Raw genomic sequence first — 15876 nt, 5'->3', positions numbered from 1 at the left:
GCGTGCGGGCAGGCTCACAAGTCCACACCGAAGCCCAGGCCGGCGGAGGAGTCGTTGCCGCTGAAGGCGCCGCCCAGGCTGAAGGAGGCGCGCTCGCCGATCTTGCGGGCGTAGCCGATCGACAGCGCATGCTCGCTGCTCTGGAAGCCGGCGCCGACGGAGATACGCCCACGTTCGCTTTGTGTGCCGGCCGCATTGATGGCCATGTTGAGCATCGCCGCGCTCATCGCACCGAGGCGGTCGATGCGACGATCCATGTTCTGGAAGCGGCGCATGCTGTCGTCGTGCAGTTGGCTGAAACTGTCGCTCAGGGCCGAGACGCGGCTGTCGGTGTAGCTAGTGGCCGAACTCAAGGTCCGTGCGTCGCCCGCAGAGACCTGGGCGAGGTTGGCCGCGTCGGTATCGGAACGGCCGGCGGCCACGTTGGTGATCTGCCGCTCGGCGCCGACGCTACCCACCGAGACCGTGTTGGCGCGGTCTGCCACCGCGCCTTGGCCCACTGCGACGGCGCCTTGCGCGGTGGCACGCGCGCCCTGCCCGATGGCCGTGGCTGACGCCGCGCTGACCTGTGCGCCTTCGCCCATCGCCACCGCATTGGTCGCCACTGCAGCAATCTGCGTGTTGGCGCCGACTGCGGTGCTGCCATCGGCATTGACGCGCGCATTGCTGCCGATCGCGGTGTCGTTGGGGCCGTGCGCGTACGCGCTGCCACCGATCGCCGTGCCGGTGACATCGTTGGCCACTGCCGCGCTCCCCGTCGCCGTGGACGTGGCGGCCACCGTGCTGGTGCTGGCGACCGCCGGCGTCGGCGTGCCTTTCAGCCCGGGGGCGCTAGCCTCGGCTGTCGCAATTGCGGAGGTTGCAGGCGCCAGTCCTGCCGCCACGCCGGCACTGCGCAACGCGGCCGTCCGCGACGACGTCGTGCCACCCAGGCGACCATCCAGCGCGCTGACCTTGCTGTCCAGCGCGGTCAGTGCGGCGCCGACATTGGTGTAGCTGGCACCCTGGATCACGTAGGTCGGCGCAACGAACACGCCTTGTGCGCCGATGGCTGCGCCACCGCCCAGGACGCTGGCGGCGTTGCTCAGCGACTGGAACAACTGTCCGCCGGTGATCGCCTCGCTGCTGCCGTCGGCGATTGCGCCGGCGCCTAGATTGACGATGCGCCGCGTCGCCGGGCCACCGTGACCGTTGCCGCTGCCCACCGAGACCGTATTGGCCTCGTAGGTGCGCGAACCTGAGCCCAGCGCAACCGAATCGGCCCCGCTGGCACCGGCATTGGCACCCAAGGCCACACCGTTGACGCCGCTCTGGCGCACGAAGCTGTTGTAGCCCATGGTCGTGCTGTTCACGCCGTTGGCGCTGCTGTCCACGCCCAGTGCGCTGGCGCCGGCGGCGCTGGCACGACTGCCTGCCGCCACGGCCGCGCTGCGCGCGCCGCTGGCCGACGCGCCGGCACCGGCCGCCGTGCTGTGCTTGCCGGTCGCGCTGGCAGTGCCCTCGCCATTGGCTTGCAACACGCCGCTGGTGGCCTGCACATCGGCAGCCAACGCATCGAGCTGGCCCTTGTTGACCGCATCGGTGGCTTCGGTGCCGGCCGCCACGCTGGTGATCTGTCGCGTCAATCCGGATGCCAGATCGCCCACCGCCACGCTGTAGCTGCGCGTTGCATGCGAAAAGGCGCCCAGCGCCACCGCGCTGACCGGAGCGCGGTTCCAGGCATCGTCTACCCAGTTGCCGACCTTGGCGCCATAGCCGATCGAGGTGGCATCGACGCCGTCGGTGCGGGTGGCCGCACCCAAGGCGGTGCTGTTGGGGTTGAACCACGAACTGATGGCGCCCGAGCCCAGGACCACGCTATTGGCGCTCAAGGCCCAGCTGTTGTGACCCACGGCGATCCCGTCCTGGTTCGATGCCAAGGCATAGGCGCCCAACGAGACCGTGTTGGGGGCGAACGAACCGGCGCTGTGGCCGATCGCCACGGCATCGGTGTTGCCCGGCAGGTTGGGGAACACGTTGGCGTTGTAGCCGAGGGCGATCGCGTAATTGGATTGCGTCACCGCACCCGCACCCAGCGCGACGCTACCGACGCCGGTGGCCGCGGTGAGGCTGCTGCTGTTGCCGGCCGCCGCCGCGGCAGTGCTGACGCCGCCGATGGCCACGCTGTCGATCCCGCTGGCCAGGGCGGTGTTGCCGAGCGCCACGCTACTGGTGCCGGTGGCGCGGGCGAAGTAGCCGTTGGCGGTCGACAGATAGCCCGAGGCCACCGACAAGCCGCCGACAGCGGTCGCTCCGTCTTCGAACGCGCGGGCGCGGTAGCCCAGCGCCGTGCTCTGCACGTTGCGTGCTTCGCTGCCGCTCCCTACCGCAGTAGCCAGCGCCGCGGTGGCCTTGGCACCGCCGCCCAGCGCTACCGCGCCGAACTGGCTGGCCTCGGTGGAATCCTGGTGACTGCCGATGATCTCGCCGGCGTCGTTGTAGTCGAATATCTCGGTCGTGCCGCCAATGGCGACGGCCGATTCGCCGCTCGCCGCGGCCGCGTAGCCGGTGGCGATCGCGTGCTTGGCCGTCACCGTGGCACCGGCACCCAGTGCAATACCGCCTTCGCCGAGCGCATTGCTGGCCTCGCCGATGGCCACCCCATAGGGCTCGGCGGCGAATGCGCCGACGTCCTCGGCCGGGTCGCTGCCACCGACGATCTGCAGATGCTTGCCGATGTCGTCAGCCGCGTCTGGTGGCGTGGTGGCGTTGTCCTGCGCTGTGGTGTCGGCGGTGCTGGCTTGGCTGGTCGGGCTTGTCGCTTCTGGCGCAGGTGTGGCGGTGTGTGCAGTTGCCAGACGACTGGCCAGAAACAGGAGGGTGAGCATGGCGCGTGTCAGCGGCCGCCGCGGTGGTGGTGCGATGCAGGCGGTGCTACCGGCGGGGCGGGCAGCGGCGAGGCGGGCGCGGTGCTGGCCCGTTACATGGTCAGGCAGAAGGCTCATCGGTGTCCCCAGAACGTGGTGGGCGGAGCGACTGGCGCCGACCGAACTCCAAGGCATCCCCCTGTCGATGCGGAGTTGTGTCGGCGAACACGAAGTGCGCCAAAAACTTGTCACGCAGATCCCGGGCTGTCACCAAACGACGATTGCATCCACTCACCACCGATGTGAGCATCCAGCGTTGTCTAGGTCGCCTGCTGCCATTTCTGTGAAATTCATCTCAGTTTTGCCCTGGTTGCAGCCACCGACGTCCGCCAGTGCCAGCGACCATCGGCATGCGGCGTTCCTGCAAGTGTTGCTGGCGGCGATCGTGCTCTATACCGCCGGCGACATCGGCCTGTTTCTCTACGTGGCTGGCGCTGCGCGCTTGCTGAGTCACACGGACCTGTTGTTTGCCCTGGTGGGTAGCGTGCTCACTGCGGTAGGTGCGGCGCTGGGCGTGTGGCGCGTGCGGCGCGGCGACAATGCGGGGGCGGTGCGGACTTACGTGGCCGCGACGTTGATCGGCGTGGTGGTTACCTATGTGCGGGTGGACATTTACGACCTGCTGACCAACCCCATGCCCTTGCTGGCGCTGGTACTCGCCGGCATGGTGCTGGGGAGTCGCGCGCTCTGGCGCGTGTTCCTGTTGCTGGCGGCTGCTGCGTTGCTGGGCGTGCTCGCACAGGTGATCTGGCCGGTGCCCTGGCGCTCGGTGCGCGGCAACATCGGCTTGGGCCTGGTGACCGTCGGTGCCTATCTGCTGATCACTCTCAGCCTGGATCGCACCATCGCCGCATTGCGTGACAGCTTGCTCGAATCAGAACACCGCCGGCGCGAACTGGAACAGCTCAATCGCCGTCTGCTGCAGGAAATGGCCGAGCGCGAACGCGTGCAGGAGCAACTGATCCACATCCAGAAAATGGAAGCGCTCGGGCGTCTGGCAGCTGGCGTCGCGCACGATTTCGATAATCTGATCAACGTGATCATCGGCTACGCGCAACGGCGCGATGCGCTGGAGGGCTACGGCGAAGCGCCGCTGCTCAAAACGCTGGAAAACATCGAGACCGCCTCGCGGCGCGCGTTGACAGTCAGCCGGCGCATCCTCAACTTCGGCCGCGCCGAGCCCGACCTGCCGACCCTGTTCGATGCCCGCGCAGCACTGCGCGATGCCGAACCCACCTTGCGTCAGCTATTCGGGCACGACATCCGGCTGGAGTGCATCGCCGCCGGGCCGCCGCTGTGGGTCCTGATGGATCGCGATGATCTCGAACTGGTGCTGCTCAACATCGCCGCCAACGCGCGCGACGCGATGGAGGAGCAGGGCGTGTTCCGTATCGAAGGCGAGTTGCGCGAGGCCACGGTGTGCTTGCGTTTCTGCGATACCGGTCCGGGCATTGCACCGCATCTGCTGGCGCGAATTCTCGAGCCGTTCTACACCACCAAGCCGGTCGGCAAGGGCACCGGGCTGGGCTTGTCGGTGGTGCAAAGCATCATCGCCGCGGCCGGTGGCCAGGTGGCGGCGTGCAATGGTCCGCAAGGCGGGGCCTGTCTGTGCCTGCAATTGCCGCTGGCGGCGGCGCCTCAGTCGGCCAGCAGGTAGCCCATGCCACGGGAGGACAACAGCGGCAGCGCCGGTGTCCGATCGCTGGAGATGCGTGCGGCCTTGCGCCGCAGACGATGGATCAGCATTTCCAGCCGGTGCAGGTCGAAGTCGCCGGTGGCGGCTTCCAGTGCCGATACCAAGGTTTCGCGCTCGATCGCCTGGCCGCGCTGCGCATCCAGGCAGCGCATCAGACACCGCTCCAGCGAGGTCAGCACCATGACCGTGCCGTCCGGTGCCAACAGACACCAACCGTCTGATTGCAGTCGCCAGGCTTGGCTGGGCGTGGTGACGCTGATGTGGGCCGTGCGTAGACGCTGTGCCAGGTTGCGCAAGGTCAGCGCGAGGATTTCCGGGTCGGTCGGTTTGCGCAGGAAGGCGTCGGCGCCGCCGTGCAAGGCGCGCGCGTGGTCGCTGCGACCACGATTGCCGGTCAACACAACGATGCCCAGTCCGGCGAACAACGAGCGCAGGTACGTCACCACGCTCAATCCGCTTTCGTCGGGAAGGCCGAGATCGAGCACGACCAGATCGAAGGCCTGTTGCAGCATCAGCCGATACAGTTCGCCGGCGGTTCCGGCGCCGCTGACGCGAAAGCCGAACTCGCGCAACCCGGGAATGAGGATGTCCTCGCGCAACAGCGCGTCGTCTTCCAGAACGGCGACGGATAACAGCGAGTCCGTATCGGGTAGGGAAGCACGGATAGACAAGACACCTCTCCCAAGTCACGTGCCATGGTGACGGGCCGACGGTGTCCTACAACACCACACGCACGCGCGGCGCGCAATGTATGTCTTTGCATTGCGACGCGAGGGTTCGATTGGCGGGCCGGCAGGTGTACCGACGGGTGTGACGGTGCGCCGCCTGTCGGCGTCGCAGGCATCGCTTATGCGTGCTCGCCGCGCGCTTGCGCTCGCGCATTGGCAATCAACGCCTTGAGCAAGGTGCGGTCGGTATGGCGGGAAATGGCGATGGCGCCGAGGGCGATCGCCTCAAGGCGCAGCGGAGCGGGCACGTCGTAGTGCGCACCACTGAGTTTGTTCTGGAAGGCGCGGCGAGGAATGCCCAGCCGCGCCGCCATGGCATGGAGCTCGTCCAGCGTATCGCCCAGCAGGTGCGCCCAGCGCTGATCGCGCCACAGGTGCACCGCATCGTCGACGTAGACGGCCATCGGCCGGGTCAGGCCTTCCTGGCCTTCTTGCCGGCGCTGTCGCTCTCGGCATCGTCGCTGGCTTCTGTGTCGGCCGCACTGTCATCGGTGCTGGCAGTGGCGTTTTCAGCTGCAGCATCTTCAGCGACGGCGTCGGTGCCGGCAGCGTCAGCGGCGTCTTCTGCATCGGCGTCGCCGTCTTCATCCGCGTCGGCGTTCTGGAATTCGGCCACCAGCGTGTTCAGGTATTCCTCGGCGGTCTGGCCTTCGTCGGCGGCCAGGTCGTCGATCATCTGCTGCAGCTGGGTCGAATATTCCAGCCAGATGGTCTTGCCTTCGGCTTGCTGCAGGTTGGCCAGGTGCTTGAGCAGGGCCAGCATCGGCACCGGGTTGTCGGCGCTGTCCATGGTCTGGCCGCCGATCGACAGCATCCACTCGCTGCCGCCCTGCAGGCCGATGGCGGCCACGACACGCCCTTCGGCGTCTTGCAGCACGGCATGGTTGGTGACCTGGGGCGCCTGGCCCAGACGGGCGAAGGGGCGCTTGGGTTGCTGCTTCTTGCGCTTGTCGCGCTTGGCCTTGGAATTGCGGGACACGGTGTTCTCGACGCTGGGAATGGCCAGCCATTCTAGAGCGTGCGCCGCACGATGCGATGCGCGGCGGCGATTGGCATCGCACCAGACAGGGCCGCCAGGGGCGCAGCGTCTGCACCGGCACCGACCTGAGAGCGGCCAACAAAACGACTGCGCTCACCGCCAGGCGGGCGCGGCCGGTGCTCGGAATTGGCATGGACGACGCGTCCACTGCGGTTGTGAGCGCGCCGCCCGTGTCTACCTGACCGCTGCTCGCGACGTGTTGTTCGCCGCTCTCAACCCCGCCACCGGCAGACCTGGCCCGAAACAGCAGTGGGCCGTTTCCCCGACGCGATTGCCTGGGAAATCGCACATCGCGGTCTGCACATCCAGGCCCGCCGGCCCTGACATTACTGCTTCTCCACCGCGGCTTCGGCAGCCTTGGCAAGCGCCTTGGCAGAGTCCACCTGCGCGCTGGATGACATGCGCGGTCCTGCCGGACGGGCAGCGGCAGCGCCGGCCGCTGGCGGAGCCGCCGCCGGGACAGGAGCCGCGGTGGCGGCGACCGGCGAGGCCGCTGTTGGCGCTGCTTGCTTGACCGGCGTCCCCACGGTGGCCGTGCCGGTGGCCGCAGCACCGCTCAGATCCGGCACCTGGGTGTCGGCATCGTGCACCGATGTGCCCAGCGCCACGCCTTGTCCTGCACCGGTCAAGGCCGCGCTTTCGGCGTCCTGCGTCATCACCACGATACTGATGCGACGGTTGATCGGGTTCTGCGGGTCGGTCTTGTCGAACAACACCGACGACGACAGCCCCACCACGCGCGTCACCTTGGCGTCGGACATGCCACCGCCCACCAGTGCGCGGCGCGCGGCATTGGCACGGTCGGCGCTGAGTTCCCAGTTGGTGTAGCCGGCATCGCTGCTGTAGGCCGTGGTATCGGTGTGGCCGGTGATGCTGATGTGGTTGGGCACCTGATTAATGAAATTGGACAGCTCGTGCAGGATCTCCACCGTGTACGGCTTGAGCTGGTCGCGGCCGATGTCGAACATCGGGCGGTTCTGCTTGTCCACGATCTGGATGCGCAGGCCATCGGGCGTGAGATCCAGCAGCAACTGATCCTTGAACGGCTCCAGCGCCTGGCTCTTGTCGATGGCCTCTTTCAGTTCCTGCATCAGCGTTTCCAGGCGCTTTTTGTCCTTGCTGCGGCTGTCTTCGGTGGTGTCCGCGGCATTGTCGCGCTTGCGGCCCATTTCGTCCTTCTGCCCCTTGGCCATGTCGGCGGTGCCGCCGAGCTTGATCATCGAGGTGCTGGCGCCGCCAGGCCCGTTCATGCCAGGCGAGGGCGCCATCGATTTGCCCGACAGCGGGCTGGGGTTGCGGAAGTATTCGGAGATCGCCGCACGCTGTTCCTTGGTGGTGGCCGCCATCAGCCACAGCACCAGGAAGAAGGCCATCATCGCGGTCACGAAGTCGGCAAACGCCACCTTCCAGGCGCCGCCATGATGGCCGCCGCCCTGCACCTTCTTGACCCGTCGGATGATGACGGTGGATTTGGCCTCGGCCATGACCGCGGCCCTACTTGATCGTCTTCAGGTGCGTTTCGAAATCGCCGAAGCTCGGACGCACATTGGAGGGCAGGGTCTTTCGCGCGAATTCCAGCGCAATCTTCGGGTTGTAACCACGCAGGCAGGCCAGCAGCGCGGTCTTGACCGCTTCATAGATGCGCCCGTCCTGCTCGGCACGCGCTTCCATTGCCGCCGACAACGGCGACACGAAGCCGTAGGCCAGCAGGATGCCGAGGAAGGTGCCGACCAGCGCGGCGCCGACGTGGTGGCCGATCTCTTCGATCGGACCGCCGATCGAGCCCATGGTAATCACGATGCCGAGCACTGCCGCCACGATGCCGAAGCCAGGCAGGCCGTCGGACACCTTGCTCAGCGCATGCGACGGCGCCAGGGCTTCGTGATGGTGTTTTTCCAGTTCCAGTTCGAGCAGCGGTTCCAGCTCGTGCGGCTCGATGTTGCTGCCGATCATCAGGCGCAGGCAGTCGGTGATGAAGTCCAGCAGGTGATGGTCGGCCACCACCTTGGGGTAGTTGCCGAAGATGGTGCTGTCCTGCGGCTTTTCGACGTGGTCTTCCAGCGCCATGAAGCCGTCGCGGCGGGCCTTGTTCAACAGCTCGTAGATCAGGCTCAGGGTGTCCTTGTAGTCCTCGGACTTGTACTGCGGGCCCTTGAACACGCCCATGATGCCGCTGAGCGTTTCCTTGACGATCTTGCCCGGCGTGCTGACCAGGAACGCGCCCAATGCCGCGCCACCGATGATCATCAGCTCGTACGGCTGCCACAACGCGCCCAGCTTTCCGTGCGACAGCACATAGCCGCCGAGGACACTGACGATGACGACGATGAAGCCGACGATAATGAGCATGGCGCAGCCGAGAGCAAACTGGGGTCGCTAATGGTTTCGGCTTGCGCGGCCGATTCTTGAAGCGCGCAGCGTGAAGATGTGCCCTGTCACTGAACGTTTAGCCGATTGTCGTTGTGGCCTCATGCACGCATTTGAGCGCTTCGCCGCCCGCCAGCGATAGCGTCGCTTCGCCGGCATGTTCCCAGAATTGATTGCCCTGGGCATCGGCAAAGCGCGTTCCGGACGCCGCCTGCGCACTGACCAGGATCAGCCTGCGGTCTTCCAACGTCAGCTCTAACGCATCGGCGGCCGAGTCGAACCGGGTGGCGATCATGCGCTGACCGCAGCGCCAGCCCACCGCCTGCGCGGGAAGCGCCGGGGCGGCGGCAGGCGCGGTGTGGGCAGGCGTCCTACCGGGCCTGGGCAGCGGGCCGGCGACGCTGGCGTCGGTGCCCACGGCAGGTGGGCGGGCATCGGCGCTGTTGGCTGTGGCGGGCTCGGTGCCTGCCGGCTTGGCCGCCTCCGTTGTCGGCGGCGGTGAGCCTGCGCTGCAGCCGGCGAGGGCGGTGGCCAACAGGCCGGTGAGCATCAGGGATGAGGACGTGTGCATCTGCGTACTCCTGCCTGGATCGGGTAGTCGCCCTGCTGGCGACGGTTGGAATGGCGAGGGCTGTGCCGCGGCGCTGCCCATGTGCGTCTATCAGGAGCGCCGGACCCGGCCAGGCTGCCTGCGGACGGCTGAATAACGACAGCGGTGCGGTGGACCTGCAACTTGGCCTGGGTGTGGCCGCCCGTTTGAAAATCAAGCACTGCGCGTGGCGAGCACTGCCTCGCTTGGCGCGCAAAGCGCAGGGAGGCACTGTTCGACGTCTTCCTGCGCCGTCATGGCCGTCGCCTGGCGAGCAGGCGACGCCATCAGGCCGACTGCGCCTCAGCACCCTCGCGGTGCAATGGGTTGGGCAATGCCTGGCCGTTTTCGGTGAAGCCCAGCGAGACCGAGTTCAGGCAGTGGCGCTCGCCGGTCGGCGGCGGGCCGTCCGGGAACACATGGCCCAGGTGGCTGTCGCAGCGTGCACAGACGATTTCAGTGCGGATCATGCCGTAGCTGGTATCGCGGATCTCGCGCACATGGGCGGGGTCGTAAGGCGCGAAGAAGCTTGGCCAACCCGTCCCGGATTCGAATTTGGCGCTGGACCGGAACAGCGGCAGACCGCACAACCGGCAGGTATAGACACCGTCCAGCTTGTTGTCCAGAAACACCCCGCAGAACGGCGCCTCGGTGCCATGCTGCAGCAACACGCGCTGTTCCTCATCGCTGAGCCCGGCGATCAAGGCATCGCGCTGGGCGGGGGAGGGAGGGGTCAGATCGAACTGGCTCATGAGGCTCTCGCATGCGCTCGCCAGCGGGGTGCCGGCGCCTGTCCCAGTGATGTGGGCATTGTCGGGGGCGGTTCAACCGGTGAGCGCGATCAACATGGTGCTGCGCAGGTGTCATCGCTGCATGCGAACGCGCTGGCGTGCGCCACTGCACTCCGTGGCGACGTTCTTCGCATCGCAACGACCTGGCGAACGCGTTCATCCCCCGGCCGGTCGTGCGCATTGCCGCAGCACATCCGCGCCCCCATCGAGTGAGGACCCTCAAACACGCATGGTGCCTGTCATGGCGATCCATCCATCAACCCGCCGCATTCTGCTGTGCGTTCTGCTGACGATGGCCGCAGCGGCAGCAGCGCAGTCGGCCACCACCACGCACTCGTCCACGCACTTGCAACCCATCACCACACCAACGCCGGTGCAGCCCCCGGTGACGCCGCGCGCGCTGCAGCCGGCACCTGCCGCCGCACCCGTGCCCTCGCAGCTGGGGCAACGCCTGGTCGCGCCGACCATTCCCACGCGTGGCCCGGCACAGACCCCTGTCGCACCTGCCGGCAGCCAGGTGGCGCCGACCAAGCCGATGGTCTACGACCGCAACGGTCGCTTGCTGCAGGGCATGCAGCCGGCCGGCGCCAACCGGGTGCTGGATACGAAGACCGGTCGCTACGACGACGCGGTGCCGGCGGGCGATGGCATGCGCGTGGTGCGCTGATAGCGGCGCTGCGCTCTACTGTTGCCAATTCCCAATTTACAATTTCCCGCCTCAATCGGCGATCGGCAACGCCAGCGTCTCCTTGACCTCTTCCATCACGATGTAGCTCTTGGATTCGCGCACATGCGGCATGGTCAGCACGGTGCTGCCGAGCAGCTTGCGGTAGGAGGCCATCTCGCTGATGCGCGCCTTGAGCAGGTAGTCGAAATCGCCGGAGACCAGATGGCACTCCAGCACGTTGGGCAGCTTCAGCGCGGTGCGGCGGAATTGTTCGAAGATGTCGCCGGATTTGTACGCCAGGCTGATCTCCACGAAGACCAGCAGGCTGGCCTTGAGATAGTGCGGGTCCAGCCGCGCGTAGTAGCCGGTGATGGCGCCATCGCGCTCCAGCTGGCGCACACGCTCGGTGCAGGGCGTGGTCGACAGGCCCACCCGCTCGCCCAGTTCGGTAAACGAAATCCGCTCCTCCTGTTGCAGGATGCGCAGGATCTTGCGGTCGATCTTGTCCAGCTCCCGGGCGCGGCTGGTCATGGAATTTGTCTTGGCAAGGTTTGGCAGGAAGTTTCACTGCAAGGCCGTGCCGATTCCAGAAATGGCACTGCCTGGCTCGCAATATACTGCGTCTAACTAGCCCCCTCGGCGCGTGGTTGTGGGGGAATGCCCTTTTGAGGAGAACGACATGCGTGTGCTCATTCTCGGCAGCGGCGTCATTGGCGTGACCAGTGCGTGGTACCTGGCGCAGGCCGGTTGCGAAGTGACCGTGGTTGACCGCCAGCCGGCCGCTGCGCTGGAGACCAGCTACGCCAACGCCGGCCAGCTGTCGTTCGGCTACACCTCTCCCTGGGCCGCGCCCGGCGTGCCCGGCAAGGCGGTGAAGTGGCTGTTCGAACAGCATGCGCCGCTGTCGATCCGCCCCACCCGCGACCTACGCCAGCTGGCGTGGCTGAGCCAGATGCTGCGCAACTGCACCGCCGAGCGGTATGCGGTGAACAAGGCGCGCATGGTGCGCATGTCCGACTACAGTCGCGACTGCCTCAATGCACTGCGTGCCGAGACTGGGATCGAATTCGAAGGCCGCCAGCTCGGCACCACCCAGTTGTTCCGCACCCAGCAGCAGCTTGACGCGGCTGCGCAGGACATCGAAGTGTTGGCCCAGTACGGCGTGCCGTACGAGCTGCTGAGCCCGGCGCAGATTGCGCAATTCGAGCCCGGACTGGCCGGCGGTGGCGCGCAGATGGCCGGCGCACTGCGCCTGCCCGAAGACCAGACCGGCGACTGCCGCCTGTTCACCCAGCGCCTGGCCGAACTGGCTGCGCAGGCAGGTGTCACCTTTCGCTACGGTTACCAGATCGAGTGGCTGGAACACGCTGGCGGCCAGGTCACCGGCGTGCAAATCGATGGCCGCATCGAAACCGCCGACCGCTACGTGCTGGCGCTGGGTAGCTATTCGGCCGACCTGTTGCTCTCGCTCGGCCTGCATCTGCCGGTGTACCCGCTCAAGGGCTACTCGCTCACCATCCCGATCGTCGATGCGCAGCGCGCGCCGACCTCCACCGTGCTCGACGAAAGCTACAAGATCGCGCTCACCCGCTTCGACGACCGCATCCGCGTCGGCGGTATGGCCGAGGTGGCCGGCTTCGACATGTCGCTGAATCCGCGTCGCCGCGCCACCCTGGAAATGGTGGTCAACGACCTGTTCCCCGGCGGTGGCGATCTGGCCCAGGCCGAATTCTGGACCGGCCTGCGCCCGGCCACCCCGGATGGCACGCCGGTGGTCGGCGCCACGCCGTATGCCAACCTGTTCCTCAACACCGGCCACGGCACGCTGGGCTGGACCATGGCCTGCGGCTCCGGACGCTACCTGGCCGATCTCATGCAGGGCCGCACGCCGGAGATCGATACCGACGGTCTGGATATTTTCCGGTACCTGTCGCCACGCAGTGCGCGCCCGCAGCGGGAGGCCGCCTAGTGCGTCCTGCGCAAGCGTCGATCGATCTGGAGGCGTTGCGCCACAACTACCGCCTGGCCAAGCGCCTGGGTGGCAGCAAGGCGCTGGCGGTGGTCAAGGCCGATGCTTACGGGCATGGCGCAGTGCCTTGCGCGCAGGCGCTGGAACCGGAGGCCGATGGCTTCGCGGTGGCCTGCATCGAAGAGGCGCTGGAACTGCGCCAGGCCGGCATCCGCGCGCCAATCCTGTTGCTGGAAGGGTTCTTCGAGCACGACGAGCTGCGCCTGATCGCCGAGCACGACCTGTGGACGGTGGCGGCTACGCCGCAACAGGTGCGCGCGCTGGCCGCGTTCCAGAGCCCACGACCGTTGCGGGTGTGGTTGAAGATGGACAGCGGCATGCATCGGCTGGGCCTGTCGCCGGAAGACTTCCGCGCCGCATGGCTGCGCCTGCGCGGGCTGCCGCAGATCGCCTCGCTGGTGCTGATGACCCACCTGGCGCGCGCCGACGAATTGGACTGCAGCCGCACAGACGAACAGGCGGTGGCCTTTGCGCTGACCGCCGGCGGCATGCGCGCGGAAACCAGTCTGCGCAATTCGCCCGGCCTGCTCGGCTGGCCGGCGCTGCGCAACGACTGGTCGCGCCCGGGGCTGATGTTGTACGGCGCCAACCCGTTCCCGCAGGACACCGAGAACACTGCGCAATTGCGCCCGGTGATGACGCTGCGCTCGCGCATCATTTTGGTCCGCGACCTGCCGGTCGGCGAACCGGTGGGCTACGGCGCCCGTTTTGTCGCCGAACGACCGACCCGCGTCGGCGTGGTGGCGATGGGCTATGCCGACGGCTACCCGCAGTTCGCGCCGAACGGCACCCCGGTGCTGGTGGATGGCCAGGTCTGCCCATTGATCGGTCGCGTCTCGATGGACATGCTCACCGTGGACCTCACCGACCATCCGCAGGCCGACATTGGTGCCACCGTGCAGCTGTGGGGCCAGGCACCACGCGTTGGCCCACTGGCCACGCAATGCAATGTCAGCGCGTATCAGCTGTTGTGTGGACTCAAGCGCGTGCCGCGGACGTATGTGGCTAGTGCGGCAGTGGGCGAGGTTGCAGCGCGGTAACGTGGATTCCTTCTCCCATCGGGACGTTGTCCTTCGTCATGGGGGAGAAGGTGCCCCGACGGGGCGGATGAGGGGACGGGCGACGTCACATGCAATTGGAAGCACCCGTGAGCTTCGCCCCGTACCCTCACCTCAACCCCTTATCTCTTTGCGATCTGCCAGATTAGGCGTCGAGAGGCGGCGTGGTCGACCGATAACCCCTGGGTCTTAGCGACCGCGGGAGAGAGGCTCGAAGTGGTCGCCGTACGCCGTGAGTGCGCTAGTCACTTCCATCGCGCCGTTAACCCTTATGGCACGGTGGATGCGTATCACCCGCGCGCCGACACGCAAAAACGGCGCGTTGCCACGCGCCGTTCGCACACACAGCCGGGTTGCTTTTCCGGCGCTGTCAGCACCAACTGGTTACAACCCAGCCGTCCTGTGATCGCTGCGGAACTGCTTGCGCACCCAGTCGTCGATCATCGCTTTCTCGAAGCGCAGCGGGTCGCTGTCGGTGAACCGCGGGCCGCTCATTAGGAAGGCCGAGTCCACCAACTTGCGTTCGCCCTGGTCGATCACCCGGCCATCGGCGCCGGTGAGCGTATAGGTGAAACTGATCCGCGGCGGGTAGATGTCCTTGACCACGCGCACGTCCTGCATGCGCGGCCCGTGCCAGGGCTCGTATTGGCCGGCGCGGCGGATGTCGGTGATGGTGACGCTCAGGTGCTGGCCATCGGGCAGCTGGCGCGCTGCGCTCTGTTGAAAGTGAGTTGCCAGTTGGGTCACCCAGTCGCCGCGCTGCGCCTCCCAACGGTTGCCGCTGAAGCGCACTTCGGAGAACTGCGCCGGGTCGGTCCAGCGCACGTCCACCTTCACCTTGCCATCGCTGCTCAGCGCGCGGGGTGCGTCGGGGTCGGTGACGTTGCGTCCCCAGGCCTGTGCACCGGTCGCCGCAAGCCAGCCAGCCAGCAGCAGGCTGGCGCCGAAAAGATTGGAAAGTTTCATTGAAAGCCTCCAAGCGGAAGGTACGTGACGTACCGGGCATTCTGGCAGTGTGGGGGTGCGTCCGAGCACCTGCAACGCGCGGCACGCCTGGGCTTGCAACCACGTTGCCACACGGTTAATCCGCCGCCGCCGGCCATGACGGCGGGTTCACTGCGCCTGCGCCCGCCCTTCACGGCACAGCCCGGAAGATCGTCAGCAGGGACACTCCTTCTTTCCGCACAAAATCAGCGTCTTCGGCGCCGGCACACCTGCCGTCGGACGTGCGTCTGCAATTCATCGACTGGGCCAAACAGCACGGCCATAACCTTGCATCTGGTGCAGCTGCATTCGTCGCCCTGCACAGCGAGGTGGCCCTGGATCTGGCAACCCGTGCGTTGCAGCTGGAGCCAGGCGCCGATCCACGCGCTGCGCTGCGCGAGCATCTGGCTGCGCTGGCGCGGCAGGTGGATGTGGCCGTGCAGTTCCCGCCGGTCTACACCTACACCGCTGCCAACGGCCTGGAGTATCGCTATTCACTGATGCTGGTCATTGCCGAAGACTGCGTCGAGTGGACCGGCCGGGTCTGGCAGGACCTGGATTACCAGGGAATGCTGACCGGGCGTGGACAGGGTCCGCGCGCCAACTACACCCAGCTGGCGCGCATGGCGCTGGAACATGAGCTTGATCAGGAGCGTCCCCGTTATGTCCAGGCATGAACTCGAACTGCAATTGCCGGTGGGCGCGCAGATCGCCAGCGGCGAAGACGGCTTCAGCCAGCGCTGCCGCGACGACTGCGCCGAGATGGGGGCCTCACGGGCCCGCCTGTTGCTGCTGGATTCGGACTCCGCACGCTCTACCGCCTGGCGCGCGGATGCGCAGCGCTGGATGGACGAACAGCTGCGGCGCGAGGGGGAATGGGTGTTGCGCGGTGTGATCGCCGGGATCGTGGTGCTGGCAACATGCATCGGATTCGCTGCCACTACCTTGTGGCGCGTCTGGAATTGGCAATGAATGGGTGAACTTAGGACGCCTGTCGTGCACCCGCTGACGACATCGGGCGT

The 15876-nt window shown here is 66.8% G+C and carries 16 protein-coding genes and 1 other RNA gene; 7 read left to right on the top strand and 10 right to left on the bottom strand.

The window, feature by feature from the left end:
* Positions 1-14 precede the first annotated feature (14 nt).
* Positions 15-2984: a YadA-like family protein gene (locus WJW29_RS01330; RefSeq protein ID WP_103057271.1), complete on the bottom strand. Its 2970-nt coding sequence runs from the start codon at positions 2982-2984 to the stop codon at positions 15-17.
* 205 nt (positions 2985-3189) lie between these two features.
* On the opposite strand from WJW29_RS01330, the gene WJW29_RS01325 reads away from it, so the two are divergent.
* Positions 3190-4563, top strand: coding sequence for an ATP-binding protein (locus WJW29_RS01325; protein ID WP_027703247.1), 1374 nt, complete (start codon positions 3190-3192; stop codon positions 4561-4563).
* On the opposite strand, the gene WJW29_RS01320 is transcribed toward WJW29_RS01325, so the two are convergent.
* From WJW29_RS01320 to WJW29_RS01310, 3 genes are all read right to left on the bottom strand, one after another.
* Positions 4545-5273 (bottom strand): response regulator transcription factor, encoded by a 729-nt coding sequence (locus tag WJW29_RS01320; RefSeq protein ID WP_082325218.1) that lies wholly within the window; start codon positions 5271-5273, stop codon positions 4545-4547. The two genes, WJW29_RS01325 and WJW29_RS01320, sit on opposite strands and share 19 nt — an antisense overlap.
* 176 nt (positions 5274-5449) lie before the next feature.
* Positions 5450-5734, bottom strand: a complete 285-nt coding sequence (locus WJW29_RS01315; RefSeq protein ID WP_011257582.1) for a DUF4031 domain-containing protein — start codon at positions 5732-5734, stop codon at positions 5450-5452.
* Positions 5735-5742: 8 nt separating this feature from the next.
* Positions 5743-6309 carry a hypothetical protein gene (locus tag WJW29_RS01310; protein ID WP_082325219.1) on the bottom strand — a complete coding sequence of 189 codons (567 nt, stop codon included), beginning with the start codon at positions 6307-6309 and terminating at the stop codon, positions 5743-5745.
* Positions 6310-6500: 191 nt separating this feature from the next.
* Here WJW29_RS01310 and WJW29_RS01305 point away from each other — a divergent pair.
* Positions 6501-6577, top strand: a non-coding RNA gene (locus WJW29_RS01305) — sX9 sRNA.
* A 118-nt stretch (positions 6578-6695) separates the two neighbouring features.
* Here WJW29_RS01305 and motB read toward each other — a convergent pair.
* The 4 genes from motB to msrB all read right to left on the bottom strand — a co-directional run bounded on the left by motB (position 6696) and on the right by msrB (position 10077).
* Entirely contained in the window at positions 6696-7853 is a 1158-nt protein-coding gene (gene motB / locus WJW29_RS01300) for a flagellar motor protein MotB (RefSeq protein WP_011407554.1), read from the bottom strand.
* Between the two features lie 10 nt (positions 7854-7863).
* Positions 7864-8718, bottom strand: coding sequence for a flagellar motor stator protein MotA (gene motA / locus WJW29_RS01295; RefSeq protein ID WP_008573335.1), 855 nt, complete (start codon positions 8716-8718; stop codon positions 7864-7866).
* 97 nt (positions 8719-8815) lie between these two features.
* The gene (locus tag WJW29_RS01290) at positions 8816-9307 is read right to left on the bottom strand and encodes an MliC family protein (protein ID WP_011407555.1); all 492 of its coding nucleotides are present in this window, start codon (positions 9305-9307) and stop codon (positions 8816-8818) included.
* A 305-nt stretch (positions 9308-9612) separates the two neighbouring features.
* The gene (msrB, locus tag WJW29_RS01285) at positions 9613-10077 is read right to left on the bottom strand and encodes a peptide-methionine (R)-S-oxide reductase MsrB (protein ID WP_011257586.1); all 465 of its coding nucleotides are present in this window, start codon (positions 10075-10077) and stop codon (positions 9613-9615) included.
* A gap of 280 nt (positions 10078-10357) precedes the next feature.
* On the opposite strand from msrB, the gene WJW29_RS01280 reads away from it, so the two are divergent.
* A complete protein-coding gene (locus WJW29_RS01280; protein ID WP_012446162.1) occupies positions 10358-10783 on the top strand; it encodes a hypothetical protein in 426 nt (141 codons plus the stop codon).
* Positions 10784-10834: 51 nt separating this feature from the next.
* Here the strand turns inward: WJW29_RS01280 and WJW29_RS01275 are convergent, their stop codons facing one another.
* Complete coding sequence (locus WJW29_RS01275) at positions 10835-11314, bottom strand: Lrp/AsnC ligand binding domain-containing protein (RefSeq protein WP_011257588.1); 480 nt, start codon at positions 11312-11314, stop codon at positions 10835-10837.
* Between the two features lie 148 nt (positions 11315-11462).
* On the opposite strand from WJW29_RS01275, the gene WJW29_RS01270 reads away from it, so the two are divergent.
* Together WJW29_RS01270 and alr are read left to right on the top strand one after the other, a co-directional pair.
* Positions 11463-12752, top strand: coding sequence for a D-amino acid dehydrogenase (locus tag WJW29_RS01270; protein WP_011257589.1), 1290 nt, complete (start codon positions 11463-11465; stop codon positions 12750-12752).
* Positions 12752-13852: an alanine racemase gene (gene alr, locus WJW29_RS01265; RefSeq protein ID WP_011407556.1), complete on the top strand. Its 1101-nt coding sequence runs from the start codon at positions 12752-12754 to the stop codon at positions 13850-13852. Before WJW29_RS01270 ends, alr begins: the two co-directional genes overlap by 1 nt.
* A gap of 402 nt (positions 13853-14254) precedes the next feature.
* On the opposite strand, the gene WJW29_RS01260 is transcribed toward alr, so the two are convergent.
* On the bottom strand, positions 14255-14836 hold the full coding sequence (locus WJW29_RS01260) for a DUF3016 domain-containing protein (protein ID WP_011407557.1): 582 nt from the start codon (positions 14834-14836) through the stop codon (positions 14255-14257).
* A 248-nt stretch (positions 14837-15084) separates the two neighbouring features.
* Here WJW29_RS01260 and WJW29_RS01255 point away from each other — a divergent pair, with 248 nt between their 5' ends.
* Together WJW29_RS01255 and WJW29_RS01250 are read left to right on the top strand one after the other, a co-directional pair.
* Complete coding sequence (locus tag WJW29_RS01255; RefSeq protein WP_042465447.1) at positions 15085-15531, top strand: hypothetical protein; 447 nt, start codon at positions 15085-15087, stop codon at positions 15529-15531.
* On the top strand, positions 15518-15826 hold the full coding sequence (locus WJW29_RS01250) for a hypothetical protein (RefSeq protein ID WP_011407559.1): 309 nt from the start codon (positions 15518-15520) through the stop codon (positions 15824-15826). Before WJW29_RS01255 ends, WJW29_RS01250 begins: the two co-directional genes overlap by 14 nt.
* The last annotated feature ends 50 nt before the right edge of the window (positions 15827-15876 follow it).

Source organism: Xanthomonas sp. JL1 (assembly GCF_038405005.1).
This window is presented reverse-complemented; position numbering and strand designations above follow the sequence as displayed.

Coding starts and splice junctions, on each gene's coding strand:
- motB (WP_011407554.1), bottom strand. CDS start 7,853: ATGGCCGAGGCCAAATCCACCGTCATCATCCGACGGGTCAAGAAGGTG.
- WJW29_RS01315 (WP_011257582.1), bottom strand. CDS start 5,734: ATGGCCGTCTACGTCGACGATGCGGTGCACCTGTGGCGCGATCAGCGC.
- WJW29_RS01275 (WP_011257588.1), bottom strand. CDS start 11,314: ATGACCAGCCGCGCCCGGGAGCTGGACAAGATCGACCGCAAGATCCTG.
- WJW29_RS01330 (WP_103057271.1), bottom strand. CDS start 2,984: ATGAGCCTTCTGCCTGACCATGTAACGGGCCAGCACCGCGCCCGCCTC.
- WJW29_RS01270 (WP_011257589.1), top strand. CDS start 11,463: ATGCGTGTGCTCATTCTCGGCAGCGGCGTCATTGGCGTGACCAGTGCG.
- WJW29_RS01260 (WP_011407557.1), bottom strand. CDS start 14,836: ATGAAACTTTCCAATCTTTTCGGCGCCAGCCTGCTGCTGGCTGGCTGG.
- WJW29_RS01280 (WP_012446162.1), top strand. CDS start 10,358: ATGGCGATCCATCCATCAACCCGCCGCATTCTGCTGTGCGTTCTGCTG.
- WJW29_RS01250 (WP_011407559.1), top strand. CDS start 15,518: ATGTCCAGGCATGAACTCGAACTGCAATTGCCGGTGGGCGCGCAGATC.
- WJW29_RS01290 (WP_011407555.1), bottom strand. CDS start 9,307: ATGCACACGTCCTCATCCCTGATGCTCACCGGCCTGTTGGCCACCGCC.
- motA (WP_008573335.1), bottom strand. CDS start 8,718: ATGCTCATTATCGTCGGCTTCATCGTCGTCATCGTCAGTGTCCTCGGC.
- msrB (WP_011257586.1), bottom strand. CDS start 10,077: ATGAGCCAGTTCGATCTGACCCCTCCCTCCCCCGCCCAGCGCGATGCC.